This is a genomic window from Psychrobacillus sp. MER TA 171 (assembly GCF_023713305.1).
Classification (GTDB): Bacteria; Bacillota; Bacilli; order Bacillales_A; family Planococcaceae; genus Psychrobacillus.
The window spans coordinates 1-619 of record NZ_JAMAWN010000061.1 but is presented as its reverse complement, the minus strand read 5'-3'; the positions used below and the strand labels follow the sequence as shown (position 1 = coordinate 619).

Annotated in this window: 1 protein-coding gene; it reads right to left on the bottom strand. The window is 47.0% G+C overall.

The window, feature by feature from the left end:
* Positions 1–592, bottom strand: a 592-nt coding sequence (locus M3627_RS20435; protein WP_251557272.1) for an IS110 family transposase, incomplete at its 3' end; no start/stop codon positions are given.
* Between the last annotated feature and the right edge of the window lie 27 nt (positions 593–619).

The window sequence follows — 619 nt, the reverse complement described above, 5'->3', positions numbered from 1 at the left end:
CTTCCTTGAGTTTTATTATTTTGGGAGAAGAGACACACTTTAACCCAGCAACCTCTTTGTAGAAAGGGAGTAGCTCCGCCACTTCTTTTTCTCGAAGGTCCTCTGGTAATGGTGTTTTCTCCAGCACTGCCAGGGCGGTTTTCCCGATGTCTTTAAAGACATGTTGGAATTCTGGGAAGAACCGATCTGTCCATCGAATGATTCGATTGGTAATGATGCCAAGCTCTTTCTGAAGCGAGGCGCGATGGGATGCACCATTGCGCAGTTCCGCTTCGATACCTTCTAAAATGCGTGGGAAGCTGAACCGCCCATCGCGGATTAGCTTGGCGATGACCATCGCATCCTTCACATCGTTCTTTGTCTGTAGATTGTCATCCAATTCTTTGGATTTCTTCACGTGACTAGGATTCACAAGCACATAGCGGATGCCATGCGCTGTTAAATGGGCCGCTAGGTTCATCCAGTAGTGTCCCGTTGGTTCGAACCCAACAAGGATTTCTGATTTCTCGTGTTTGTTTTTTAATGCGAGTAGCTGTTCATAGAAGGTCGTAAATCCTTCTGCCGACTGTCTGATAGGGAATGACTTATGCAATACTCGTCCACGGTCGTCTACAGCACA